The organism is Treponema primitia (genome assembly GCF_046533075.1).
In the GTDB taxonomy this organism is placed as follows: Bacteria; Spirochaetota; Spirochaetia; order Treponematales; family Breznakiellaceae; genus Termitinema; species Termitinema primitia_B.
The window spans coordinates 46598-73052 of the sequence record NZ_JAJQRB010000090.1 but is presented as its reverse complement, the minus strand read 5'-3'; the positions used below and the strand labels follow the sequence as shown (position 1 = coordinate 73052).

At 52.2% G+C, this 26455-nt stretch carries 18 protein-coding genes and 1 pseudogene; 5 read left to right on the top strand and 14 right to left on the bottom strand.

The genetic code is table 11. From position 1 onward, the window contains the following. Nucleotides 1–529: 529 nt before the first annotated feature. The 11 genes from LQZ19_RS19160 to LQZ19_RS19110 form a co-directional block, all read right to left on the bottom strand. On the bottom strand, nt 530–3766 hold the full coding sequence (locus LQZ19_RS19160; RefSeq protein ID WP_411049299.1) for a beta strand repeat-containing protein: 3237 nt from the start codon (nt 3764–3766) through the stop codon (nt 530–532). A gap of 32 nt (nt 3767–3798) precedes the next feature. Next, nucleotides 3799–4482 (bottom strand): hypothetical protein, encoded by a 684-nt coding sequence (locus tag LQZ19_RS19155; protein ID WP_411049298.1) that lies wholly within the window; start codon nt 4480–4482, stop codon nt 3799–3801. 5 nt (nt 4483–4487) lie between these two features. Next, on the bottom strand, nt 4488–5153 hold the full coding sequence (locus LQZ19_RS19150; RefSeq protein WP_411049297.1) for a FecR family protein: 666 nt from the start codon (nt 5151–5153) through the stop codon (nt 4488–4490). 15 nt (nt 5154–5168) lie between these two features. Further along, entirely contained in the window at nt 5169–6368 is a 1200-nt protein-coding gene (locus LQZ19_RS19145) for a hypothetical protein (RefSeq protein WP_411049296.1), read from the bottom strand. Next, entirely contained in the window at nt 6365–6856 is a 492-nt protein-coding gene (locus LQZ19_RS19140; RefSeq protein ID WP_411049295.1) for a hypothetical protein, read from the bottom strand. Before LQZ19_RS19140 ends, LQZ19_RS19145 begins: the two co-directional genes overlap by 4 nt. A gap of 212 nt (nt 6857–7068) precedes the next feature. Further along, nucleotides 7069–8169, bottom strand: coding sequence for a butyrate kinase (buk, locus tag LQZ19_RS19135; RefSeq protein ID WP_411049294.1), 1101 nt, complete (start codon nt 8167–8169; stop codon nt 7069–7071). Between the two features lie 18 nt (nt 8170–8187). Continuing rightward, nucleotides 8188–9531, bottom strand: a complete 1344-nt coding sequence (locus tag LQZ19_RS19130; RefSeq protein WP_411049293.1) for a sodium-dependent transporter — start codon at nt 9529–9531, stop codon at nt 8188–8190. Between the two features lie 126 nt (nt 9532–9657). Further along, a complete protein-coding gene (locus LQZ19_RS19125; protein WP_411049292.1) occupies nt 9658–10569 on the bottom strand; it encodes a phosphate acyltransferase in 912 nt (303 codons plus the stop codon). Between the two features lie 33 nt (nt 10570–10602). After that, nucleotides 10603–11505, bottom strand: a complete 903-nt coding sequence (locus tag LQZ19_RS19120; RefSeq protein ID WP_411049291.1) for a hydroxymethylglutaryl-CoA lyase — start codon at nt 11503–11505, stop codon at nt 10603–10605. Between the two features lie 11 nt (nt 11506–11516). Beyond that, nucleotides 11517–12698 carry a CaiB/BaiF CoA transferase family protein gene (locus LQZ19_RS19115; RefSeq protein ID WP_411049290.1) on the bottom strand — a complete coding sequence of 394 codons (1182 nt, stop codon included), beginning with the start codon at nt 12696–12698 and terminating at the stop codon, nt 11517–11519. A 95-nt stretch (nt 12699–12793) separates the two neighbouring features. Continuing rightward, nucleotides 12794–14752 carry a sigma 54-interacting transcriptional regulator gene (locus tag LQZ19_RS19110; protein WP_411049289.1) on the bottom strand — a complete coding sequence of 653 codons (1959 nt, stop codon included), beginning with the start codon at nt 14750–14752 and terminating at the stop codon, nt 12794–12796. 352 nt (nt 14753–15104) lie between these two features. Between LQZ19_RS19110 and LQZ19_RS19105 the strand changes: the two genes are divergently transcribed. Genes LQZ19_RS19105 through LQZ19_RS19095 form a run of 3 tightly spaced genes read left to right on the top strand, consistent with a single transcriptional unit; the run spans nt 15105 to nt 18130 of the window. After that, entirely contained in the window at nt 15105–16352 is a 1248-nt protein-coding gene (locus tag LQZ19_RS19105; RefSeq protein ID WP_411049288.1) for an SLC13 family permease, read from the top strand. A gap of 21 nt (nt 16353–16373) precedes the next feature. Then, nucleotides 16374–17633, top strand: coding sequence for a 3-isopropylmalate dehydratase large subunit (locus LQZ19_RS19100; RefSeq protein WP_411049287.1), 1260 nt, complete (start codon nt 16374–16376; stop codon nt 17631–17633). Nucleotides 17634–17644: 11 nt separating this feature from the next. Then, nucleotides 17645–18130 carry a LeuD/DmdB family oxidoreductase small subunit gene (locus tag LQZ19_RS19095; RefSeq protein ID WP_411049286.1) on the top strand — a complete coding sequence of 162 codons (486 nt, stop codon included), beginning with the start codon at nt 17645–17647 and terminating at the stop codon, nt 18128–18130. A gap of 81 nt (nt 18131–18211) precedes the next feature. On the opposite strand, the gene LQZ19_RS19090 is transcribed toward LQZ19_RS19095, so the two are convergent. Next, nucleotides 18212–20488: a hypothetical protein gene (locus LQZ19_RS19090; protein ID WP_411049285.1), complete on the bottom strand. Its 2277-nt coding sequence runs from the start codon at nt 20486–20488 to the stop codon at nt 18212–18214. 139 nt (nt 20489–20627) lie between these two features. On the opposite strand from LQZ19_RS19090, the gene LQZ19_RS19085 reads away from it, so the two are divergent. Continuing rightward, the gene (locus LQZ19_RS19085; protein WP_411049284.1) at nt 20628–21215 is read left to right on the top strand and encodes a DUF4398 domain-containing protein; all 588 of its coding nucleotides are present in this window, start codon (nt 20628–20630) and stop codon (nt 21213–21215) included. A gap of 809 nt (nt 21216–22024) precedes the next feature. After that, nucleotides 22025–25588 (top strand): pyruvate:ferredoxin (flavodoxin) oxidoreductase, encoded by a 3564-nt coding sequence (gene nifJ / locus LQZ19_RS19080; protein ID WP_411049283.1) that lies wholly within the window; start codon nt 22025–22027, stop codon nt 25586–25588. Between the two features lie 70 nt (nt 25589–25658). On the opposite strand, the pseudogene LQZ19_RS19075 reads toward nifJ, so the two are convergent. Then, nucleotides 25659–25898: pseudogene (locus LQZ19_RS19075) on the bottom strand (PIN domain-containing protein); the annotation flags it as partial. 213 nt (nt 25899–26111) lie between these two features. Further along, nucleotides 26112–26453: a helix-turn-helix domain-containing protein gene (locus LQZ19_RS19070; protein WP_411049282.1), complete on the bottom strand. Its 342-nt coding sequence runs from the start codon at nt 26451–26453 to the stop codon at nt 26112–26114. Nucleotides 26454–26455 lie beyond the last annotated feature (2 nt).

Below are 26455 nucleotides of genomic sequence, written 5' to 3'. Positions count from 1 at the left end.
AATACTTTACTGGGGAAGGAAAACTTTTGAAAAAAGTGAAAACCGGATTTTTACGAACCCAAAAAACATAAGGGACGAGATTCTGTGGGTCAAGAATAGCCAGAGGGTCCCCCCGATATTTTCTCCACCACCACCCCCGATAACTGGTCCTGTTGTGCGTTCTCCACGTCCTAGGGGGTCCATAGGGGGCCTTTGTTGCGCTTAACTTTGTTGGGAGGGAACACCGCTTGGAACTTAGTTGGAAACTTCATTCGGCGAACCGGCCGGTGAAGCCATGCGCCTAGGAGGCACGGAAGCACACCTACAATTAGTACGGAGTGGGGTGTCAGGAAGGAAAAGTATGGAGGGACCCTCTGGGAGGCCCCATACTTTTCCTTCCTGACAGGCCCCCCGACAAATTGTGTGCTTTCGGAAACCCAATAAGCGCATGGCTTCACCGGGGGTATTCGGTTTCCTGTTATCACTCCGGCCTTTCATCGTTTTATCCTGCCATCCCCTGTTCCGCCTTTACCTCTCCATGCCTTTTGGATTACAGTTCAGGGGGGTATATTGCATCATCAACGGTTACACCGGTGTGGGTAAAGCTGCCGCCTGCGAGAAACACCCCGTTCCCGTTTCCGCTACCGGAAGCATTATTCCCGGTGATGGAACCCCCATTCATATTTAAATTGCCGTCATTCACATACACCCCGCCGCCGCCTTGCGACGCATAATTGCCGGTGGCAGTATTCTCGACGATGGAACCCCCATCCTTTAGGGTAAATGTACCGGAACCGTTCATATATACCCCACCGCCGCTGTCGGCTGTATTAGAGCTAATAGTAGAGCTAATAGAACCGTTTCCTTGCAGGGTAAAGCCGCCGATGGTCATATACACCCCGCCGCCGTTGACATCTGCGGAGTTACTAGCGATGGTTCCGGCGGACATTGTAAACGTACCGCCGGCCATTCGTACCCCGCCGCCCGTGTTGGTTGCTTCATTCCAGCTGATGGAACCGCCTGACATGGTAACCACACCGGCGGCCATATACACCCCGCCGCCATCCTGAGCAGTATTCCCTGCGCCGGAAGCGCCTCCTATGGTTCCGCCGGACTGGCTAAAAGTATCGGCCGTATACACCCCGCCGCCGAGGGATACCGCTGTATTCCCGGTGATGAAACCGTCACCTTCCAAATTGAATGTACCCATCGACACATACACCCCGCCTCCCTCGCCCTGGCTCGAACCATCGCTGGCAGTATTCCCGGAGATGGAACCTGCCGACAGGGTAAAGGTACCATTGCCCTTCACATACACTCCGCCGCCATACTGAGCGGTATTTCCGTCGCCGGGAGAATCGCTGCGTCCGATACTTCCGCCGGACTGGTTAAAATTACCACCTTCTTGGTACACCCCGCCGCCGTAGCTGGTTGCCGTATTCCCGGTGATGAAACCGGCGCCTTCCAAATTAAATGTACCGCCGACCATATACACCCCGCCGCCGGATAGAGCGTTGCTGGGTAAATCGCCGCCTCCTATAATTCCGCCTGTCATGGTAAAAGTACTGCTCTCCATATATACCCCGCCGCCGCCCAAAGAAGAAGAAGTGGCCTTATTCCCGGTGATAGCGGCAGCAGCATTGCTACTAGACATGGAAATAGCGCCGCCAAACACATACACCCCGCCGCCGGCGACGGCCTCATTGTCGGAGATGGTTCCGCCTGTCATAAAAAACCCGGAAGATTGAACCCCGGCAGTAGTAACCGTACCCGAAAGTATGTACACCCCGCCGCCTGAATTGTCGGAGGTATTCTGGGAGATGGTACCATTTTTCATTTCAAATGTACAAGAAGTAGTATCACCCACAAACACTCCGCCGCCTAAACCTCCGCCGCCGTCGCGGGCGTCGTTTTCAGCGATGGAAGCGCTCCCTTCCATGGTAAACTTACCGTTGTCTATATGTACGCCGGCGCCCTTAACGGCTTCATTCTTGGTGATGGAACCGCCTTTCATGGTAAGGATACCCTTAGGACCACTAATATACACCCCACCGCCAAAACCGCCTGAGCTGCCTGAGTCGGTGTAATCTGCTTTGTTCTCGGTGATGGAACCGCCCGACATGGTAAAGGTGCCGCCAGACACCAACACCCCGCCGCCAAAGCCTGAGCCGTTTGTGTCGGTGCCGGTGTAAACCGCTTTGTTCCCAGTGATTAAACCGCCCGACATGGTAAAGGTGCCAACCACAAACACTCCGCCGCCGTAGGCGCTATTAACATTGGTATTGTTGTTATCCTTTAATGTTACAGTATCACTGCTTATCGTAAGCGTACCACCATTATCTACGGTAATCAGGGCCTTGGATGCAGTAACATTCATACCGTCACCGTCTATGGTAAGCGGCCCATCACCCCCCAATTCCAGGTATCTGCCGATTTCTACCTTGATAAGGAAGCCATCGTACAGGAGGCCACGCTTTATAGTCTTGCCGGACGGAAGGGAAACAAGCTTTACAAAGGTTGTAGCGGGGATGCTTATTACGTTATCTATAGTTACATCCTCAAGCAGGGTTACCATAACCGGGTTAATCGCAGATATTTCCGGCTTTGATGCAGAAATGCTCCCGGCGATGCCTATTGCTTCCCCAAGGGTTGTACAAAGTATGTCGTCCACCTTCGCGACAAAGGTGGGTATGGGCGACGACGGGGTTAAATTGTCAGTTACGGCGCCACCGCCGGACGCGAAGGAAGATATGACACCGGTTTCTACTTCGTAAACTCCGTCAAAGCCGCCGCCGTCGCTCAGGAAGTATTTCTGCTTAAATTTGACTTGGGTGGTGTCAAACGGAACCTTCAGAGCCCATTCATGGCTGTCTAAGTTTACCGTGGCCGGGTCAGAAAGCGGGGTCTCCGAGACATCAAGGGCTTGTATCGTCACGGCGGTCAGGGTAAGACCGGAGGAATTGGCGGGAGGCGGAAGCTCCCCGGTCAGGTACATCATGCTCACAAAATCATCATCAATAAAGGTAAAGGGCGCCTCGGTCGTCAGCCCCGAAAAGACATACGCTACCTCAGCCCGGCCCGCATCCTTGTTGTCCTTGGACAGGTTGATAAGCAGCTCATAGTATCCCGGAAGGAGCGGCGCCGTACCGGATGCCGTCATGTCAGGCGGCGTGGTAACCGCATTGGCGAAGAGGTCCACCGGGGGTATAACATCGACAGGGTCCGCCACCCTTCTTACCTTCAGGGTTGCCGTATCCGAACCGCTCAAAACGGGGAAGCGGATAGTCCAGCTAAGGGTTCCTGTTGTTGGAACATCGGGCTCGATGGGGATAAGCTTTATCGATTGGCTGGTGACGCTTCCCCCGGTAATCCTAAGCTCAACCGGGGCAGCGCTTTCCGCACTGGCCGTATAGTTCGGTGCGGTTCCGGCATAGGCGGTAACCCTTAAACTCCAGGTCCCCGGTTCCAGGTCTACCCCAAACCCGCCCCCGCTTAGGGAGTTTGCATTATCACCGGTAAGTTCCGCCACCACATCCGCTTTCCCTTCGGCGCTAAAGGTGAGGGTATATTTGGTAAAGCTTTGACTTGAGGGCAGTAAATTCCTCCCCCCTCCGTCTCCAATCCGCACCACCACCCGCCCCAGGGCGGAGCCATTCCCATGGACGACCGGATTAGGGCAGGATGACAGGAGGGTAAGCATGGCGATGGCGGATAGGAAAACCAGGGCAGCTTTGAAAATTTTTCTTATGCCACACTTATTCTGTTTTCTGTTATTTCGCTCTTTCATCCTGTTCATCCCCTTCGCTTTCGCCTTCATCTTCATTCTACGGTAAATTCAACCGTCCTCGAGTACACCGCCCCTGTGGAAGTAATAACCTTTACCATTATCTGATGTTTCCCCAGGGTAAAATCAGAACCCGGGGCAGAAAAAGTGTCCGTACTATTCAGGGTATCGACCCCGTCTTTGTACCATTGGTAACTGGCGCCTCCGGCTGCGGTCAGGATAAAATTGGACGTAAACCACGAGAGTGTTTTACCGCCGCTGCCATCATCAGCCAGACCCGTAATAGTAAGGGTAACGCTTTCATCCGACGAATCGGTAAAGCTAATGGTTATCGTCTCCTGGCCAAGGTAGGATTCGATCACCTTCATCGGCACCAACACTAAATTGTTCCCCGGCACAACCGTATAGTGCATTTCCCCCTCTCCCGCAAGCACATCCCCATCGGCATAGGCCGTAGCGGCGATAAACCATTCCCCCAGGTTTAAGGACAGGTTTAGTGATTGCACCCCCGGATCAAGATTCATGGTAAAACTCTGAGCCAGCCTGGTAAAGGTAAACTCATAGCGGAATTTTTCAGTACTCTCCGGGGGCAGCGCTGCCCTTCCCGTACCATTCCCCGTTTGGATCGTTACATTCCCCTCCCCTGCGGAGGGGCCCAAAAAGAAATCGCAGGAAGCCATAAATAATAAAACTGCCAATCCCAATATGGTTTTCTTCATAACTACTACTCCCATTTTGGGCCGACAGACGAGGCCGTCGCCGGTTGTATGTTCACATCCGGCGAAGTTGCGCCCATCCCCACCGGTTTATCCGGAACCATTTCTTCCCGTATCGTTTCCGCAACAAGGAGGATTCTCCCCGTCACCGGGTCCGTAGTAACATGATGGCCTGCGCTCACATATACGGAGGTACTATCCCCGCCGGTAAGGCGCACCCGCCCCTCGTCGACCAATAGGATCGTCCCGTCAAACTCAAAGGAGGTCCCCCGCACGGAAGCGGTGACCGTAGGGCTGCGGACGGTGAAATCGGTTTTGCCCCCCGCGGGAGGAGTTACATCCGCCCGTATCCTTCCGGTTTGCATATCCAAGCTTACCCGTTCAATCCCTTGGGTTTCCTGTATTTCCCGCACGGTCAGCCGGGTCAGGGGCCGCACCGTTAAAAGTGAATTCCCCAGCTTAATCAGGGCGGTACCCTTAAACCCCGTGGATATGGTGGCTGCCCATTCTACCCGCTGGCCTTCCACCGCAGGGATCCAATCCGCACCCAGCGCCCGTATTTCCACCTTACCCTGTACTTCCTGTATAATTCCCCGGCTTTCCGCAGCTTGGGCAAAAAGCCCTATGGGAATGATCCCAAAAAGACAGATAAACCATAGTATTCCCTGTTTCATACCAGCCTCCACTCACTAAAACGAAACTACTGCCCCCAGGGCGGCCTTCCACCGAAGCTCCGTACCGGAAATAAATACCCCTCCCAAGTTCGGGAAGAAAAGGCCCCCCTCTGCGCTTAACCGGATAAGCGATTGGGGCGCCCATACCAGAGAACCGTAACACTCCCCGCCTAATAAGCGGGAATCCGAAGGGGGATCAAATTCACGGTCCTGCAAAGTTGTCAGGTCGGTCCTTATATAATAGCTCAGCCCAGCCTCGGCGCTAAAACTCTTATGGGGCCGCACCATATAGGCGGATTTGATATACATCAGCCCTGACAAGCGGGACGGAAAAATCTCCCCCACAGGAATACTGCTTACGGGAAAATATGCATCAATAAAATCCTCACCCCTCCCGCTTGACCAGCGGAGCTGCAGGGAAAGTAAATCCTGTACCGCCGTGGGCGGCTCAAAATCCACCCTTGCAAGGGCCGCAAACCCCATCCGCATATCATCCGTTTCCCGTAACCCTGCGCTGGCGGCTATGGTAAGATGCAGCGGTTCCCGGGGTTCCAGAATATACTGAAACTCCAGGTATTGGCTCTGCAGGGAATCTGCGGTCTCCCTGCCGTTCACATCAAATTGGGCAATAGCGCTAAGGGCCAGGGAAGACCGGGCGGTAAACCCGGGGAATTCCACCGTAAAGGGGACCAAAACGCGCTTGGACGCAAAATAGCTTGACATATCGCCGTAATCCGGTTCGAGGCCGTACATTTCCAAATCATGGTTGTTCATGATCACCTTGGCGGTTTCTTTGTACAGGAATCCGGTGTAAAACACCCCCAGGGAAAGCCGGGCATCCCCTAAGCCCAGGGAGCCCTGGACCCCGTCAAACAACCCGGACGCGATAAGACCCGGCTTATCCTCAAACCACTGCCGCCCCAGCTGCAAAAACACCGTTGAAACCGGACGCCAACTCAGTTCCGTCCGGTCCAGTTCGATCAGGAAAGGGTCCGGCGGTTCGTCATACTCCAGCCGGGCGGCGGCGGATACATAAAGGCCGAGGGTGGGGCTAAGGAGGGCCGAAACCCAGGGAGACAGGGTCCCCGTAAAGGAGAATTCCCTATCGGATCTTGAATCGTATTCCGGCAAAACGCTGAGCGTCACCCCAAAATCCGCCCCAAACCCGGCATAGGTGCAGAGGATTAGGAGCAAACCAAGCTTTGACATCCTCATTTTTGAATCCCATCCGTAGTCCCCGCATCGGTTCCAAGGTAATACAGTACCTGCTCAGTTATCTGCATAAGCTGTAAACCGCTCACCGGCATAGCGGGATCGCTCGGTTCCGGAACCAGCCGCATATATTTCAATTCCCGGTAGCTATAGCGGGGACCCGGGAAAAGGGAATATAAAAAATTCCCTTTCATATTGAAGGATTTCATAATGAGGAAACATAACTCACCCAGCTTTATGGGAACATCCCCGGAACCGGCGACTGTGGGAGAAACCCTTTTAGGCAGAAAACCGCTATTCGCCGCAAGCGCAAGGGCATTCAACTCCCCTACCCGGCCTCCCGGGGTATCCAACGGAAGCAGCTCCGCCGCTGTCAGGACAAAACCGGCGGCCTGGGCAAAACTCAGCTCCCGGGTCCGGAGGATTACATCAACTTCGGATGAATTTTGGGCAGAAAGAGCGCCGCCGCCTATAAACAGCAGGAGGACCATCAGGATCGCCCTCCCCGAGGCTGGTTTACGAGGAGACAACATAAACTCCAGAGGAAGGTAACTCTATATAACAAAATGAATTATACAAAATCATACGCCGGTTTCCCTACTGCTTTCTATCGATTTTGGAATAAGCTTCAGTTATACAGTATACCATTTTTTCAAAAATTTCTATTTTATTTGCAAAAAATGAAGACTAGGACGAACCCGAATCAATTATTGGCCATGTTACATCGGTCCCTTACATCCTTTGTATAGGTACTATAGTTTTCTTCACCCTTAAGAATACGTAAGGCGCCAAGGGTCAGGGACTCCATTTCATTTTCACCGGGAATAACAATTACCGGAGCAAGTTTTTTTACCCGCCCTGTTACCGCGCTTGTGATAAAATCCGAATACGCCATCCCACCGGTCAGAATAATAGCATCAATATCACCGCACAGGACCGGATACATTTCTCCTATACCCTTTGCAATTTGATAGGCTTCCGCTTCAAAAATATTGCGGGCATATTCATCTCCGTCGGCTATTCTTTGCTCGATGACACGGCAATCATTCGTACCGAGCAGCCCCTTAAGACCTCCGTTCGTATTCAGCACGCTAAACAATTCTTTTTGTGTGTATTTGCCGCTATAACAAAGATCTACAATGTAATGAAGCGGTACACTACCGGCCCTTTCTGTGGAGAATGGGCCGCCATCAGCCTGTATTGCATCAACTATTCTGCCTTTTTCGTGTACACTTACGGAAATACCGCCGCCGAGGTGGGCTACAATAAAATTCTTTTCCCTATAGTTCACCCCCATTTTGCCCGCAGCTTTCCGCGCAGAGGCTTTCGCATTAAGCACATGACAAAAACTTTCCCGGAGAATACCGGGAATACCGGTTATATGGGCAATATCCTTGAATTCATCGGAGGAAACCGCATCATAAATATATGCGGGAATCCCCAGGGGTTCCGCAATGCTCCAAGCGATAATCGCTCCTAAATTTGAGGCGTGGGGTTGAGTGTTCTCTGATCGAAGCTCGTTTATCATTTCCGTAGTTACCAAATACCCGCCGCCTTGCATCGGCCTGAGCATCCCGCCGCGTCCGACAACGGCGGCGAGTTCCGTAAGCTCAACAGCATGTTCTTTTACTGATTTTTCTACGTATCGTTTACGAAGATCAAATTGATCAAGCAAATTTGAAAATGGCGTCAATTCTTCTGCCTTATGGCTCATATTTTCCACAAAAAGACATTTAGCATCTTCATACACCGCAATTTTGGTGGAAGTTGAACCGGGGTTAATTGAAAGAATTTTATACGGCACGGTATTCCTCAAAACATCCTAGAAAGATATCTGTTTTAATAAGGCAACGGCACAGAGAACTGCTGCCAGGGGTACATAGACAAACTTCCCCAGGAGATACCAGTAGTTTCCATGCACCGTCATGGCGCCCTTGTTAATTTCGTCCATCAGATCGTCCTTCTTCATGATCCAGAACCAGGAGATCGCTCCCAACGTTGCGCCAATGGGGATGATATAAATTGATACAATGTCCATCCAGGGACCCCACCGGAAGATGGGTTCCATATTGATCCCAATCCCAAGACAGACCGCGCAGAGAATAAACAGCATGAACTTGCGGGTCAGTGCGGGAATATGCTTGAGCAGGGATTCGCCCACCGCTTCAAACATATTTTGCAGGGAGCTTACCCCGGCAAAGATCATGGCTCCATAAAGAATAATAGCGAAGAACTGCCCAAAGGGGATGTCCTGCAAAATCCTCGGCAGGGTTACAAAGAGAAGCCCGGGGCCGCCGCCCACATCAATTTTGTAGGCAAAACACGCAGGGATGATGACCAAGGCCGCCACAAATGCTGCAAGGGTGTCGAATACGGCGGTCCATCTGGCCGCTGAGACAAGATCTTCCTTATCATCCAGATACGCGCCGTAGACGATCATCCCGCTACCGGTCATGGAAAGGGAGAAGAATGCCTGCCCCATGGCCCACACCCACAGCATGGGGTCTTTGAACTGGGACCACACGGGGGTAATCATGAATTTATACCCCGCCGCTGCGCCGGGCAGAAAGGCCACCCGGATTGCCAGAACCACAAAGACAAGGAAAAACAGGGGCATCATCACCTTGTTGGTCTTTTCAATACTGGATGCGCCTAAGAGCAGGGTCAGGAGGGTTCCCACCACTACGATGATATGGAGGGGCACCACCGAATAATTGGTAAGGGAAAAGGACTCAAACCACTGGCCGGTATCCACCGTCATCAGGGCGCCGGATACCGAATGGACAAAGGCTTTAAGCACATAGGTGATAATCACCGCATAGCCGATGGCGATACACATGGACCCTGCCAAAGGAAGCCATCCCACAAAGCGGCCGATTTTTTCTTTGGCCTTACTTCCCCCGGATATCCACGCCGCATGGTAGGAGCCCACCGTACCGGTTTTGGATCTACGGCCAATGCCGTATTCCGCCGCAAGCCCGGTGCTGCTGAAAATAACCACAAATATGAGATACGCAATGATGAAGGCGCCGCCGCCGTTTGCTCCTATTTTATAGGGAAAGCCCCATACATTGGCCATACCAACCGCGGAACCCACAGAAGCGAGAATAAATCCCCATCGCGAACTAAACTTAACATGATGTGCAAGATTACCAGTTTGAGCCATAACAATCCCCCTTATAGAAAACCCTGTGCGATGGGAGACCCACTGCTCAGGGACGCTTGAAAATATAGCTTATATCAGATAAGACCGGTTGGTAAAGGCCCGCAAATCCGAAGATTTACCCCAATGTCAAACAGACAGTAAACAGCCTAAGGCTATGGAGCTTAACTTTGTTTTAGCCTCGTCGGATCGGGATACCAGTACAATAGGAACCTTTGCCCCTAAAATGATCCCCGCTGACTGCGCCCCCGCAAAATAGGTAAGGGCCTTTCCAATCCCATTGCCCACTTCATAATTCGGCGTCAAAAGAATGTCGGCGTTACCGCCGTCAGGATCACCATATCCCTTATGCCGGCAGGCGTTGCCGCTGATTGCAAGGTCCAGCCCGACCGGCCCCAGTACCTTGAGCTTGTACTTATCCCACTGTCCGGTCATTTGGCTGAGAGCTTGGGCATCCACAGTAGATTGAATCTTCGGGTCCACCGATTCGGCGCCGCAGATACAGGCCGCTACCATTCGATCATAGCCAAGGGCCTTAAGCATTTCAGCCGCATTTGTTAGGATGGCGATCTTTTTTTCCAAATCAGGATAGGTATTCATACCCCCATCGGTTACCGCCAAAATCTTCGGATATGCGGCGGCCTCGTATAACATGACATGGCTTATCAAGTTTCCTGTCCGCAATCCCGTTTCCTTATCAATTACCGCTTTCATCAATTCGGCGGTACTGAGCAGACCCTTCATTAAAAAGTCAGCCTTTCCCGAACGCACCAGGGAGACCGCCCTTGCGGCGGTGCTTGTGTTATCCCCCGCGTCTTCAATCCAATAATCAGAACTTTTTTCACCGATTTTCCGTAATATGGCGTCTATTTTTTCTGCATTACCTACCAAAACCGGTTTTACTATCCCCTGATGAACAGCCGCCGTTACGGCGCGCAGGACATCTTCGTCGTGGGCAGCAGCAACGGAAAGGACTTTTTTTTCCCCTCCGACAGTACTGTTAGCAGCCCTATCAATTATTTCTTGGATGGATCTGGTCAAAAGCTATTACCTCCGGATTATACTCTATACAATTTATGTGAAGTCCTGATGTACCTTATCAATATTGATATGGTGGCCGCTATACAAGCCCGCCGCTTTTTCGCGCAGCTTCCGTGCGGTTTCAAGTACGATGGAGAAATCAATACCCGTTTCATACCCCTCGCGGTTCATCATGTAGACAAAATCTTCCGTGGAGGTGTTGCCGCTTGCACCGGGCGCAAAGGGGCAGCCGCCAAGACCGCCCAGGGATGTTTCTACGCTCTGAGCGCCGCATTTAATCCCCTCGTAACTATTGATGATACCCATGTTGCGGGTATCGTGTATATGGAGATTAAATATCGAGTCGGGGAACGCTTTTTTTGACGATTCGAGGATCGCCCGGATCTGCGCGGGATACGCCACACCAATCGTGTCGCAGAGGGTAAAGGCCCGAATCCCGACATCGTGCAGTTTCCCCAAAAGTTCTATGAGGGGAGGAATTTCCATACGGCCCTCGAAGGGACAGCCAAAAACGGTGGCAGCATCTACGGTAATCTTCAGATCCGGAAATTCCCCGCGGATCTTTTTTATCTCCTCAATAGATTGTTCATGGGTACGGTTTATGTTCGCCTTATTATGGGATTCGCTCAGGGAAACTACCACCGATACATCCTTGACCCCGTTTTCAACGGCGGATTCCGCACCGCGAAAATTAGGGACCAGGGCAAAAAAAGATGTCTGCGGATATTTTCCGATGACGGTTTTTGCCACCACAGCAGCATCCTGCATCTGCGGAATTGCCTTGGGACTCACAAACGAGGTACATTGAATCCTCTTTATGCCCGACTTAACCAAACCGTCTATTATTTCCAGTTTAAATTCCGTCGGCATAAATTCTTTCACGCTCTGAAAGCCATCCCTCGGACCGATTTCAACAATATTGATATGCGTACCCATTTTGTTCCTCCTTAAATAGCGCCTTGCTCTTTAAATGATGCGATTTCCGCCGGAGAATACCCCAGGGTTTCAAGGACCTCTCCGTTATGCTGGCCCAGGGTGGGCGAAGGTATGCGGACTCCCGCAGGGTTATCGGAAAATTTAAGGTGCGTGTTGGTTATCCTAATCTTACCTGCCACAGGATGGTTTACTTCCACAAACATCTCCCGCGCGCCGGCAATATGCGGGTCCTTCACCACCCTGTCCAGGGTATTAATGGGCGCCGCCGGAATCCCCACATTGAGCATCATCTCTACGATTTCATCGATAGGTTTGGTAACCGTCCATTTTTCCAGGATCTCCTTGAGCGCCGCATTGTTTTCTACCCGTTTGACATTTGACGAAAAACATTCATCCTCCATTCCCGGCAGGTGTAACAGTCCCACCAGAAGGCCGTACAGCTTATCGTTGCCGCAGGCAATGATTACATACCCATCGGACGCTTTAAACGAATCGTAGGGATAAATAGCCTCGTAGCGGTTGCCGATCCGGGTCGGGATTCTTCCCGTGGAAAGATAGATCATGGTGATAATTTCCAATGCGGAAACCATGCCGTCCACCAGGGATATATCAACCTTGTCCCCCAGCCCGGTTTTGAGCTTATGCACATACGCCGCGAGAAGCCCCGAACAGCAGCTTACCCCGGCGTAAACATCCGCAATGGCGGTTCCCGTACGCGTAGGGGGCGAATCGGGCCATCCGGTGGTACTCATGAGGCCGCTCATCGCCTGGCCGATAATGTCGTAGCCGGCGCGCTTTGAATAAGGCCCGGTATGGCCGAAGCCCGAAATACAGCCGTAGATTATACCGGGATTGATTTTTCGCAGGTCTTCATAGCCCAAGCCAAGCTTTTCCATAACCCCCGGACGGTAGTTTTCAATCACCATATCACTTTGTTTGACTAGTTTGATAAAAACTTCTTTGCCCTTCTCGCTTTTCAAATTAAGGGTGATACCCTTCTTGTTACGGTTCAAATTCATAAAATAGGCGCTTTCACCGTTTACCTGGGGCGCGTTTGCCCGTGAATCGTCCCCTTTTTTCGGTTCTTCAATTTTTATTACCTCCGCACCCATATCCGCCAACATCATACCGCAATATGGTCCGGCGAGTACCCTGGTCAAATCCAATACTTTGAGGCCGTCTAACAAACCCATGGTTTCCTCCTTGGAGTCGCAATTCCGCGGCTCTATGAAAATTTATAAATTTTAAAGCAAGAATCGTGCCAAAAGATCCGTTTTTCTGATATTTTTCATATTCCAGGGTTATTCGGACCGGATCGGGTCTCTTCCGCTAATTCAGTATGTGTTTTCCGCCATAGGGTAGTCCTGCTTATTCCCAGTTTTTCGCTCACCTGGGTTTTGTTGTAGCCCAGGATTTCCTGCATCAGCGTAATAAGCCATTCATCCGGGTCCTTGCCCGAATAGTTATACTTTTCAAGGAGTGCATTTAAAAGCCGGTTTTCACCGATGGCGCGGACTATGCTTCTTAAAAGATACCGGTAATTGAGCGCAGTAAGTTCGCTCAGGTAAAGTAAATATCGCTCGCTCACATTTTGTAATTCCCGTATATTCCCGTACCAGGTGTACTCCCGGATTACCCTTTTTACCGGTTCCGGCAGTGTTTTGGCCAGCGGATAAAGACTCCCCCGTTGAAGCAAAAAATATTCAAACAGGGTAACGGAATCGCTGTCCCGGTTCCGCAGCGGAGGAAGGTAAAGATCGAACACGCTTAAACGGTAGTATAAATCGAGCCTGAACTGATCCCCCTTAAGGTTGGACAGATCTTTATTGCTTGCGGAAATAACCCGTACATCCACAGGAATTATACGGTCACCGCCCACATGACGAATCTCGTGCTCCTGCAATACCCTGAGCAGATGGCTTTGCAGGGACATTGAAAGCTCACCAATTTCATCAAAGAAGAGGGTCCCTCCGTTTGCCAATTCAAACAGGCCCTTCTTGCCCCCCCTTTTGCTGCCCGTAAAGGCCCCTTCATCGTATCCAAACAGCTCTGATTCCAGGAGTTGTTCCGGCAGCGCGGCGCAGTTTATCGCGACAAAGGGCCCGTTCTTACGGGGACTCTCGTTGTGAATACTCTGTGCGAAAATTTCCTTTCCCACTCCGGTTTCACCGAGGATCGTGATGTTTCCCTCTACCTTGGCAATCAGGCGGGCTTCGGCTTTTACCCGCTGGATATATTCCGAGGACCCCAGAATATCACTGAACCGCATTTTTGCCACAAAACCCCGGCCCCTGTTCTCATCCTGCTGTTTTTTCCGGTAATCGTACTGTTTTTGCATAATCTCCGACATACTTGAGAGAATACAGACGGAACCGATGACATTTTGAGATTTCCCCGTTAATTGCACCCATTTGCAAAACACCAGTTCCTTGTTAATCTTCCTGACCTCTACCAGTTCGCTCGTATTTTGATTCATAAATTCAAAATAGTTGCTCTCCACAAGGATATCTTCCGCTTTGCGTCCCTTGATATGTTCGGCTTTGATTCCGTAAATTTGCTGCGCCGTATTGTTCATTTCTATGACGGTACCTTCGGAATTGACAAGCACCAGCCCGTTTGTACTATTGTCAATTACCGCCTGGGCAAATTGATAATATTCGCTTTGTCGGCGAAGCTGCGTCGCAATCATCTTGGCTTCCCGGAAAGCAACCAGCACCGACTCCTCTCCGGGGTAGATCAAAATATGATTAATACCAAGCTGCATCGCCATGTTTACCGGAAAGGCAGTACCGATTACAACCTCTCCCTTATGCAGGAGCAGCTGCTCCTTCAAATCTGCTTCCGTATCATAAATGATATTGGAATAGGGGATATGTTCCTTATCTAACCATGACAGCAGAGCCGGGTCTACCGATCGGCGGTAGGAGCAGAACACCGCCTTTTCGCCGTAAATAAAGGCCTTGTCAATCGCGGCAAGGTAATCGTAAGCGGTAAGGCGATATTCAACCACCGGAATACTGCATCGTTCCCGCGCGATATTGGCGTTGGACCCGCCGGCGATTATCACTTCGCATCCATTCTCTTCCGCAATGTGCAGTTTATTCAGAATATCCCCTTCATGAAATTCCAGGAGCGCGCCTTCCAGGATGGTGAATTCAACTTCGGGATCTACATATTGGGATAAAACCTGGTGCACCAGGCTGTCCAAGGTTTTGTAGGTTAAACAGTGAATTTTGTACGGAACCATATACCTTCTCCCTCCGCCGCTGCTTTGCCGGGAAAGATTTTTTATTATACCCCCTAAGCATGGGAAAAGCAAGGAAATGTTTCAAATTTGAATTTAAGGTGTTTCTTGAAACAAATGGAAAACCCATGGAGGGGATCAGGATACCCCGTTCCGGGCTTGTGAAGCCTGAAAAGCCTTCCGGCAAGAGAAAAATCTTCCCTAATTCTTTTTGTTTCAGCCGGAAAACAGAATAAAAAGTTCTTTGCAAATTATTGGACATCTTGGTCCGATTATTGCTAGTAAGATATAATCAAGTGTCCTAAGGGACAATTCTGCCCATTGGGGCTAACAATCCATTATGTAGGGGGAATTTATGGCTGTAGTATCTCTCATTTTTTTGGTTTTTGCAGTCGTGTTGGGCTTCGTGCGGAAAAGTAATCCCGGGTTTATCGCCATGGGATTGGCGCTTATTTTGGGACTCCTGGGCAAAATTGGCGCAAGTACCATCACGGCGGGATTTCCTACCAGTTTATTTGTGACCCTTTTGGGGGTTATGCTGCTGTTCAGTATTTCACAGGAAAATAAAACCCTGGAATGGCTTGCCCGCCGGGTGGTTTCCCTGGCCGGCAAAAAAACCTTTCTTATTCCGATTATTGTCTACGTATTCAATACGATTCTGGCGGCTATCGGGCCCGGTACTATCCCGGTCATGAGTTTGATGGCGGTCTTTACCTGTTCGCTCGCCGCAGAAATGGGGATCTCCCCGATTCTACTTGCTGCGGTCAACGTACTGGGCGCAGCGGCCGGCGGGATCTCTCCCATCGCCCCTACCGGTATTCTCGGGCTGGAGTTAGCCGCCAAAGGGAATCTTACCGGAATAATACCTTCCACTTATTTTATCAATAGTATCATCGCCCAGACGGTATATTTTATCGTCCTCTACATAGTATTGGGCGGCTATAAGATGAAATCCAACGTTGATGTCAGTACCATCAAGATTGAAAAAATCAACAAAAATCAGATTTATACCCTGATCGGCATGGGGGTACTGGTTGTCGCGGTAGTCATTTTAAAACAGAATGTGGGCCTTGTGGCCTTCACCGTAGCCATGGTACTCCTGATAGTCCGCGCTGCTGACGAAAAAAAGGCTATCGCGGGCGTTCCCTGGGCAACCCTGATTCTGGTCTGCGGGGTGAACATGCTCATGGCGATGATCATCAAGCTGGGCGGTATCAAGCTGCTTTCCGACGGCCTCGCAACCCTGATGACCCCCACTACGGCGCCCGGCATCCTGGGACTTACCGCGGGCATCATGTCATGGTTTAGTTCGACCTCCGGGGTGGTTATGCCTACCCTCATCCCAACCATTCCCGGCATCATAGAGAAAGTCGGCGGCGTTTCCGCACTGGTGCTCCTTTCCGCGGTTACCAATTCCGCACATGTGGCGGGGACCAGCCCCCTTTCTACCGGCGGTTCCCTTGGTTTGGCCGCCTATTCCCAGGTTGCCAAGCCTACCCAGGAACAGCAGTTGAAACTGTTCATTCAGCTCTTCTTTGTCTCCGCAGGCGGGGTACTTGTGGTCTCCCTGGCCGCGGTACTCGGTATATACAAGATATTTTAGAACGAACATAAGGAGAACGAAATGGGCAAGACCATGTCCGAGAAGATATTGGCTCATGCCGCGGGGCAGGATACTGTTTCTGCCGACGATATTTTTTGGGTAAAGATTGATAAGGCTATGATGGATGACATCCTAGGGCCCCGCCTTGAAATCGCCGACCGTTTGAAAGAAATCGGCGGCAAGGTGTGGGACCCCGATAAGGTCATTATTATTTCCGATCATTATACGCCGCCGGCAAATGAAAAGCAGGCAAATATCGTTAAGTATACCCGCGAATGGGCAAAAGAAAACGGCTGTGAGCACTATTATGAATTCGACGGCCCATGCCATCAGGTGATGGTAGAAAAAGGCCATGTGCTGCCCGGTGAAATTGTCGTGGGTACCGATTCGCATACCTGTATGTACGGGGCGCTTGCCGCCTTTGGTACCGGCATAGGTTCCACGGAAATGGCGGGGGTGCTTGCCACCGGACAGACATGGCTCAAGGTACCCCAAACGGTCAAGGTAGAATGGAATGGCGCGCTGGCTCCCCTGGTTATGGCGAAGGACGTATCGCTTAAAAGCATAGGTACGGTGGGTCATGCGGGCGCTACCTACAAAACCATTGAATACTGCGGTTCCACTATCCGCGGCCTTCCCATGGACGAGCGGCTCTGTATCACAAACATGGCGGTAGAAGCGGGCGCAAAAGCCGGGCTCATAGGGTATGACGAAATTACCGCTCAGTACCTTGCGGAACGGGGTATTAAAGGCAGCTTTGAGTGGGTAAACCCCGACGCCGACGCCGGGTATTGCGCCTCATTTGCCTTTGATGCGGCGGCTTTGAAACCGCAGATTGCCTGCCCCCACGAGGTAGATAATGTGTGCGATATCGAGTCTCTGGAAAAGGTTGAATTGCAGCAGGTATATATCGGTTCCTGTACCGGCGGAAGAATAACCGATATTGAGACGGCGGCAAAGATACTGAAGGGCAAGAAGGTTGCCAAGGGCGTAAGATTATTAGTTTCACCCGCCTCGAAGGATGTGTATTCACAATGCCTTAAAGCGGGGTTATTTGAAATTTTAGCAGATGCGGGCGCGGTTGTTATGGCCGCCACCTGCGGTGCGTGTCTGGGGGTACATTCCGGCGTTCTTGGAGAGGGCGAATCCTGTATTTCTACTACCAACCGCAATTTTTGGGGACGTATGGGCAGTAAAAGTTCGAATGTATACCTTGCTTCCCCTGCTTCCGCAGCGGCTTCCGCAATAGTTGGCAGGATCGTTGATCCCCGTACAATCTGAGAGGAGAGATTATGAAACAAGGGAATGTATGGAAATACGGTGATAATATCAATACCGATATTATTTCGCCGCCCCAATATATGGAGCTGCAGATTGAAGAGGCAAAGAAATATACCATGGCGACGGTAGACCCGTCATTTGCTTCCGGCTATGAAAAGGGAGATTATTTTGTAGCGGAACATAACCTTGGTTCAGGTTCAAGCCGGGAGACTGCGCCGTTGATGCTTAAAGCCCTTGGGGTGAAATTTATAATCGCCATGGACTATGCCCGGATTTTTTACCGTAACTGTATTAATGTGGGGCTTCTACCCATTGAATGTGCAGAAACCGCGAAAATCAAGCCCGGGCAAACGATTGAATTGGACTATAAGAATGGAAAAATCGTAAACAAAACCACCGGCGAGACCTATGGGTGCAGCAAAATCCCCACGCATATCACGGAAATTGCCGATTGCGGCGGACTAATTGAATACATCAAGGCAAAACAGGGAAAGTAAAAAACGCAGAAAGCACTGTCAGAATTAAAAATCGTGACTTGCCCCTTAAGCCCCCCCACGGGGTTTAAGGGGCTCTTTTTTTCAGGCCGGTGAGCCCGGACGCTTTTCCGCTCCGGGACCTGGTTCTTGGGCTCCGCTCTCCAGCCCAAAAAATTCTTCCCGCTCACCGCCGTCCTGATCCACCAGAGCGCCCAGCTTTTTTACAGGAACCGTCCCCAGCTTTTCGGCGATCCGGCTGCTCACCAGGATGCGGGTTTTATACCGGGAGCAGAGCTTGGAGAAAAGCCGGACGGAGACCACCGCGCGGCCCGAGGCGGTATAACCCGCAGCCGCCGACCAGGAGAAGCTGCATTCCCCGGCATCGATGGCAAAACACCAGGATGCGGCCCGGGGGACGTTTTTCAGAATATCCAACACCAATTCTGCGGCACGAATACTGTCATCGGGAAGCAGGGTCTTCATCTTCTTCATCGCCTGCCGTTCCAGGGGGGAACCGAAGGCGAAAACCGTCAGGTCCCCCTCAATACCGATCATAACAGCCCCGGCGGCGCTGAAAAGGCGGAAAGCCTCTTCCCGAAATACCGATGCCGCCTTGGCGGATTCCCGGGGGCTGCTCCGGTTTTCTATACCCTTCAGGCTGCCGTCCCGGATCGCCACAATGGCCGCCGTGGCGCTGCAGGTTTCCGATGGAAGGGGCCGTCCCGAACGGATTAGGCGGCGCAGATAGGGGGCGGCCATGCGGGAACCATAGGCCCGGCGAAGGCGGGCGGCGGAACGGTATTTTGCCAGAAAGGCAAAAACAACGGATACCAGAACCCCGGCAGTAGCGGCGCATAGGGGGATGAGGGGGTCCATCCAATAGGCCCTGAGGACAAAACTATAGGAAAAAACAGCCCCCAGAGCCGCAGCCAGAAGAAAACCAGCGCCCAGGGAAATCCAGGGACCAAGGAAACTTATAAGCGCCAGGATGATGAGGATACCAATAAGGGACCAGCGCAGGGTATCCTGGTCCGAACCGGGGCTTATCACCCTTCCGGTAAGGAGGGTATTAGCCAGAATGGCGGAGTTTTCAAGAGCCGAATCCGGGGGGCCGAGGATGCAGAAGGAATTGGACAATTCAAGCTCCAGGAAAGCGCGTTTTTCCAAAAGTCCGGCATAGTTTTCCCGCAAATTCCGGAAGCTCAGGATCAGCTCATTCCGTAAAGCCGTAACCCGCCGTATGCCCTCCACCCCCAGGGATTCGGAGGCGATCATCCTTTCGTAGCCATCCACCAAGCTCGTTTCCGAGGGGCCGTTAAAAAAATCATCCAGGGACTGGAAGTACTTTGCCCGTGCGTCAAGCCAGCGGGTTTTTCTATCCTGGTCCGGCTCCCGCAAAAGCTCCTCCCGCATATTCTGAGCATATTCGTAGAGATAGCCGGGGTAAGATTCCGGATTAAGTTCCGCATAGATACCCTGACTTTCGGCGTTTGATAAAAGCCGGAAGAGTTCCCGGTCCGCCTCCTCGTACTCCTGAAAGACCGCCATGGGGATACGCCGGAAATCTCCCTCCATGACGGGAACAAAGAGCAGCGCCCCCCGGTCATCGCCGGGGAAGGAAAACTCCGCCGGAAGACGGTCTTTAAGCGCGGCATATACCAAATGCTCCCCGCCTATTTCCCCCTGGCTCATAACCGGAACAACGCGCCGTATCTTGCCGTCCCCGTCCGCTTGGGTATTGTAGTACCAGGAACCTTGCTCCCCCAGAGCGCCGGGAACCCACACCTTGCCGAAAACTTCGGAAGCCCGCCCCAGGGGGCTCCGGTCGGACTTATCGGAAGGGAACAACGCCCGGAGCAGCCGTTCTTTCCCCCGCCCGGTGATGCTTATCAGTTCCCCCACATAGCGATCCGCCTCCGCGGGCAGTATAAACCCCAGGCGTATGGCTTCAAACAGGTTCCTGATATTCCTTTCCACCAGGTTAAATTCCCCGTCAAACCGGGAACGGATTTCATCCGGAGCTGCAAGCCGAAGGTCCGCGCCCCCGGACAAGGGCCCGGCCGAAACCGGCGCCTGGATGACTAGGGAAAGTGCGTTCATCTCCGTCATGGTCATCAATACCGAAACAAGGGATGCGGGTTCAATAAAATCTTCCGGAAGGGCGGTGTCGCCATTGGCGGAAAGGGGAAGCCGGGTCTCAACAAGGAGCAGCTCCCCGGATACCGGGACCGGTTCAACATATTTCAGAAGATAATCATAATGGGGACCCAGATGCGGCCCCTTGAGGATATGAAAAGACAGGGCCAACACCGCGGCGGCCGCAAAAAATGAAAGAACAAACCTAATCAGGGCTTTTTTTTTAGAAATATATGCCGTCATACTCACCTTTATTTTCGAAATTATACCGATAATAATAAGGATTTTCTATTACTTGCATATACCTTCGGGTTTGATTTAGAATAATAGTTATCTAAACTAATACCTTAGAAGGGGTATAAGATATTTCAGGAGGATTAAATTGAACAACAAAAGAATACCCTTTATTCTGATAACGGTATTGGCCCTATCGGTGTTTTTGAGCGCCTGCGCCAAGCCCCCCACAGAAGAAATGGATAATGCAACGGCGGCCCTTACCCGGGCGGAAAACGATCCCGATGCCGTAGCCTACGGAAGCTCCTCGATAATTCGCGCCCGGGACGCCCTGGCAAATATGAAGTCTGAAGCGGCGGCAAAACGGTATGATGCGGCCAAAACCTATGCCCAGGAAGTGATAAACGCAACGGAACGGGCTATATCGGACGGAAAAGCCGGGGCTCAGCGGGCCCGGGACGAGGCGTCTAACCTATTGACCGGTGTACGGGCCAGTCTTGGGGAAACTCAAAAGAACATTGACGCCGCCAAGGGTGTAAAAAACATCCAACTGGACTTTGATTCCATTAACGGAGACTTTAACACCGCTAAAACCCAGACGGATCAGGCCCAAACGGCCCTTAACACGGGCGATTACCCGGGCAGCAGCTCAAAAAGCCAGTCCGCCCGCTCTCTTCTGGGGAATATCAATACCAAAATTACCCAGGCTAGTATAGCGACTTCCCGGAAAAAGTAGGATAACCACAGCCGAACATATCGAAAAAACGCCGGTGGGGTGAGGAATCCCCATCGCGGGATGCTTGTAGAGTCTGCTTGCGGAGCCCCTGCGGGTCTCCTCCAGCAGGGAATTCCAAATATCCCGCGATGGGGATTCCCCACCCCACCGGCGCCTGTACGATTGGTCTGTGTTTGGGCGCTTAACTAAGTTTGGCGTATTGCCTGGGAGCCGGAACCACCTAACGAAGTTTGGCGCATTGCCCGGGAGCCGGAACCACCTAACGAAGTTTGGCGCATTGCCCGGAAGCTGGAACCACCTAACGAAGTTTGGCGCATTGCCCGGAAGCTGGAACCACCTAACGAAGTTTGGCGCATTGCCCGGAAGCTGGAACCACCTAACTAAGTTTGGCGCATTGCCCGGAAGCTGGAACCACCTAACTAAGTTTGGCGCATTGCTTGGGAACCGGAACCACCTAACTAAGTCTGGCGCATTGCCGAGAGCTGGAACCACCTAACTAAGTCTGGGCTAATTGACAACGGCGGGCGGAGGGAGGGGCATCCCCGATCGAGCACATTTGGAATTCCCTGCTGTAGGAGACCCGCAGGGGCTCCGGAAGCAGACTCCACAAGCGTGCTCGATCGGGGATGCCCCTCCCTCCGCCCGTTTTTGCCAAACCGCCTGTCACATCCTCGATTTCTTCCCTCTTTGTCCGTGGGGTTCGTGAGGTCCGTGGTTAAATCCTTCATTTGAACTTATTTTATACTACTATTGAATATTTCTTCTCCCCGATTTACAATAAGGAAACCCAATTTCTAATGAGGAAAAAAATGGCTGAAAAACACATGGTTATGATTGATGGAAACACTGCGGCGGGTCAGGTGGCCCACGCTCTAAGCGAAGTAATTGCGATTTATCCGATTACCCCCTCCAGCCCCATGGGGGAAGTCTCCGATGAGCTTTCCGCCCAGGGCAAGAAAAATCTCTGGGGAACCGTTCCCCAGGTGGTGGAAATGCAGTCCGAAGCCGGCGCAGCCGGAGCGGTCCACGGCGCCCTGACTACCGGCGCCCTCTCTTCTACCTTCACCGCCTCCCAGGGGCTCCTGCTGATGATCCCCAATATGTATAAGATCGCCGGTGAGCTGACCTCTACGGTGTTCCATATCGCCGCCCGGGCTCTGGCCACCAGTTCCCTCTCGATTTTCGGCGACCACCAGGATGTGATGGCCTGCCGGCAGACCGGCTGGGCTATGCTGTCATCCAACAGCGTTCAGGAAGTGGCGGATCTGGCGGTTATCTCCCATGCCGCAACCCTCCGTTCCCGGATCCCCTTTCTCCACTTCTTTGACGGGTTCCGTACCAGCCACGAGCTTCAGAAGGTCGAAGAAGTAAGCTTCGACACCTTAAAACAGATGATCGACGACGACCTGGTCCGGGCTCACCGCCAGCGGGGACTGACCCCGGAGAAGCCTGTTATCCGGGGCACCGCCCAAAATCCCGATACCTATTTCCAGGGCCGGGAAGGGGTCAACCAATATTACACCAAGGTTCCCGCCATTGTTCAGGCGGAAATGGACAAATACGCCAAGATTACCGGCCGGCAGTACTACCTCTACGACTATTTCGGCGCTAAGGATGCGGAAAAGGTGATCATCATCATGGGTTCCGGCGCGGAAACCTGTGAAGAAACGGTGGAATATTTGAACAAAAAGGGCGAAAAGCTGGGTGTCCTGAAGGTCCGCCTCTACCGGCCCTTTGACGCCGCTGCTTTTGTAAAAGCCCTGCCTGCAACGGTAAAGGCTATCGCTGTTCTGGACCGGACCAAAGAGCCCGGCTCCCTGGGCGAGCCCCTCTACGAAGATGTGCGTACCGCCATCGGCGAAATTCAGGCTGCGGGAAAAGCCCAGTTCAAGGATTATCCCCTGATACTCGGCGGCCGCTACGGTCTGGGTTCCAAGGAATTCACCCCCGCCATGGTTAAGGCGGTTTTCGATAATCTTTCAGGCAAGAAAACCCCCAACTTCATCGTGGGTATCAACGACGATGTACTGAGCCAGAGCATCGACTTCGACGAACATTTCGTCCTTACCGAAGAGGGCATGAACGAAGCTATGTTCTACGGTTTAGGAGCCGACGGTACCGTGGGGGCCAACAAAAACTCCATCAAGATCATCGGAGACGCCAAACCGGAACTTTCCGCCCAGGCCTACTTCTCCTACGACTCCAAAAAGTCCGGGGGCTTCACCGTATCCCACCTGCGCTTCGGCAAGAGTTCCATTCGCCGGCCCTACCTGATCACCAAAGCGGACTTCCTGGCCTGTCATAAGTTCTCCTATATGGAAACCTTCGACCTCCTGGCCAATATCAAGGACGGCGGTACCTTCCTCCTCAACAGCCCCTACAGCGCCGCCGAAGTTTGGGCGGAAATCCCCGTGGAAGCCCAGAAGCGGATCATAGAAAAGAAGGTCAAATTCTACGTGATCAACGCCGCGGATATCGCCCGGAAGACCGGCATGGGGAACCGCATCAACACGGTCATGCAGGCCGCCTATTTCAAGCTTTCCGGGGTACTCCCCGAAGCCGATGCGGTCAAGTATATGAAAAAATTCATCGAAAAATCCTACGGAAAGAAGGGCGCCGACGTGGTCCAGAAGAACTACGATACCGTGGACGCCTCCCTCAATGCGGTTGAGGAAGTAAAGCACGGCGCTGCGGACAGCAAACACCACATGAAACAGCCCTTCGCCACATCCAAGGACGCCTGGATTCGGGAAGTACTGGGCGCCGTGTCTGTCCAGGAAGGGGATAAGCTTCCGGTGAGTAAAATCCCTGTGGACGGGACCTTCCCCAGCGCCACCACCCAGTATGAAAAACGGGCGGTTGCCGAGCGGGTTCCCAGTTGGGACCCATCTCTTTGTATCCAGTGCGGCCAGTGCGCGGCGGTTTGTTCCCACGCCTGTATCCGCTTCAAGAACCTCACGGACGCCGAAGTCGGCAAGGCCCCCAAGGGCTTCAAAACTGCGGATATCAAACCGAAACCGGTGGACGGCAAGAAAACGGTGCTCCAGATTTCCGCCGAAGATTGTATGGAATGCGGGGTCTGCATCAACGTCTGCCCGGGAAAATCCAAGGAAGACCCGAATAAGAAAGCCCTGAGCTGGATTAACTATGCGGATAACCCGGTATACCACGCGGAACAAGCCGCATCCTGGGACTATTTCCTCAGCCTGCCCGAAGTTCCCGCCGAGGAGCTCAACCTGGGCACCCCCAAAGGCCTGGCCTACAAGCGGCCCCTCTTTGAATTCTCCGGCGCCTGCGGCGGCTGCGGTGAGACTCCCTATGTGAAGATCCTCTCCCAGCTCTACGGCGACCGGGCGGTTATCGCCAATGCGACCGGCTGTTCCTCCATCTACGGCGGAAACCTCCCCACCACCCCCTACGCCCAAAACGCGGCAGGCCGTGGACCGGCTTGGTCAAACAGCCTCTTTGAAGACGCCGCGGAATTCGGTTTAGGTATGCGCCTTACCAGCGACAAGCTCGCCGAGTTCGCCAAGGAAGTGGCGGTTCTTGCCAAGGCCGATGGCATCCAGGCCGCTCTCGTGGACAAGCTGCTGGCCAATCCCCAGAGCACGGACGCAGAAATTGACGACCAGCGGAAACTGGTGGATCAGCTTAAAGCCGCGTTAAAGGGCGACTCCAAGCCTATCGCCAAGCAGCTCGCATCCCTGGCGGATCACTTTATCAAGCGCTCCGTGTGGATACTCGGCGGTGACGGCTGGGGCTACGACATCGGTTACGGCGGCCTGGACCACGTCCTTGCCAGCAACCGGAATGTCAACGTCCTGTGTATGGATACCGAAGTGTACTCCAACACCGGCGGTCAGATGTCCAAGGCAACCCCGGTAGGGGCCATCGCCAAGTTCGCCGCTGGCGGTAAAGATATTACCAAAAAGGACCTGGGCGCCCAGGCCATGAGCTACGGCTATGTATACGTGGCCCGTATCTCCATGGGCGCCAACATGGCCCAGACTATCAAAGCTTTCCGTGAAGCGGAATCCTACCCCGGAGCTTCCCTGATCCTCGCCTACTCCCACTGCATCAACCACGGCATCGACATGAGCAAGGGCTTGGAGCAGCAGAAAGCGGCGGTAACCAGCGGCCTCTGGCCCCTGTACCGTTACGATCCCCGGCTCAAAGCGGAGGGCAAGAACCCCTTCCAACTGGATTCCAAGGAAGCCACCACCAGCCTGGAAGACTTTATGTACAAGGAAGTCCGGTTCAAGAGCCTCAAAGCCGCATCCCCGGACCGCGCCGACGCCCTGCTTGCCAAGGCCAAAGCCCACGCAGAACGGGTGTGGAAGGAATACAAGTACCTGGCGGATAGACCTTTCTAAGATAAACTATCGGACCTGACAACAGAGCCCGGAACTGCTGCGTTAGCGCGGTGGTTCCGGGCTTTTTTTATTATACCCAATTCTCTAATTTAAGTTTTTTAACTCTTTTGAATTCTTGTACGTTATTTGTTACAAAAATATAATCGCCCCGTAATGCCTGAGCCGCAAGCTGCATATCATAGGGACCGATAATTTCCCCGTTCCGTTCTAATTCCGCCCGGATTATTCCATAAATCTCCGCATCCTCAATAGTAAATGGAATAATTTCAAATGATAATAAAAAATCGGTTAATGCATTTCTATTTTTTTCCCGGTATAAACTCTTTGAAGTTCCAGTTACACCTCAAGAATTTTAAGAAAAACCGCAGAGATCGCAGAGGGGTACACAGAGATCACAGAGATAAAGCTTCCTTTCTTCCTCTGTGATCTCTGTGTTCTTCCCTCCGTGTCCTCTGTGTTTCCTCTCTGTGTTTAAATCTTGGCTAAACTGAAAATTGCTGTTCGGTATTTGCGTTGAGGCTTTCTATTTTTTGTTCAGCCGCTCATATTCCATAATGTCCCGTAATTGCCGCCGGAAATATGCTTTGAAATAGGGGCTAAGCTGCTTATAGAGTTCAACAATTTCCTGGAGCTCGTAATCCGGGTTATCCGTGACGATCATCTCCCCGGTCCCTTCCTGGAGCCATTCCTCGTTGACGCCAAAGGTCACGGAGACCAATTTGCGAACCCGTTCAGTCACCCGCTTATTGCCATTCTCAAGGGCGGAAAGAAAACCATTATGGACATAAATTTTTGCGGCAAACTCGGCCTGGGACATCTTAAAATGCTGGCGGACCAACCTCACACGCTCATTAATCGTTGACATAA